Source organism: Streptomyces sp. AC627_RSS907 (assembly GCF_019049165.1).
On the sequence record NZ_JAGMUE010000184.1, the window covers coordinates 1 to 633 of the forward strand.

Annotated in this window: 1 protein-coding gene and 1 pseudogene; both read right to left on the minus strand. The window is 69.8% G+C overall.

What is annotated here, in order from left to right; all coding sequences use genetic code 11:
* On the minus strand, positions 1-72 hold a 72-nt coding region (locus KUM32_RS31245), incomplete at its 3' end, for a 6-phosphofructokinase (protein WP_217145332.1).
* Between the two features lie 104 nt (positions 73-176).
* Positions 177-633, minus strand: a pseudogene (locus KUM32_RS31250) (glutamine amidotransferase); the annotation flags it as partial.

Genomic DNA, 633 nt, shown 5'->3' on the forward strand with positions numbered 1-633 from the left:
GTGCACGACCGACCGGATTACGGCGTTCAGACCGGGGCAGTCACCGCCGGAAGTGAGCACACCAATACGCATGGTTTGTGATACCTCTGCAACTCAACCGGACGACCGGACCCCGTCGTCCGGTTGGATCGCGGTCAGCCTACAAGCGCGTAGCACTCCCATGGGGCGAGTGTCCGTCATGCGGTCTGCGTCGCCGCCGCCATCCGCTCGTTGCGCAGCGCCTCGTACCAGCGGTCGTCCACCGGCGGCAGCGCGTTCACGTCGAGCGCCAACTTCAGCAGCAGGTCGGCGATCTGCGGGTTACGGGCGAGCACCGGGCCGTGCATGTACGTGCCGAACACGGTGTCGTTCCACGCGCCCTCGGTGCCGTCGCCGGTGCCGTTGCCCTTGCCGAGCCGGACCCGGGCGAAGGGGCGGGCGGTGGGGCCCAGGTGCGTGACGCCCTGGTGGTTCTCGAAGCCCGTCAGCGGCGGCAGGCCGAGCCGCTCGTCGATGTCGCCGAGCACGTCGCCCACGCACCGCTCGCCCTCGCCACGGGTGCTGACCACGTCGAGGAGCCCGAGCCCGGGCTCGCGCTGCCCGAGGTCGTTGATGAACTCGTGGCCGAGAATCTGGTAGCCGGCGCAGACCGAG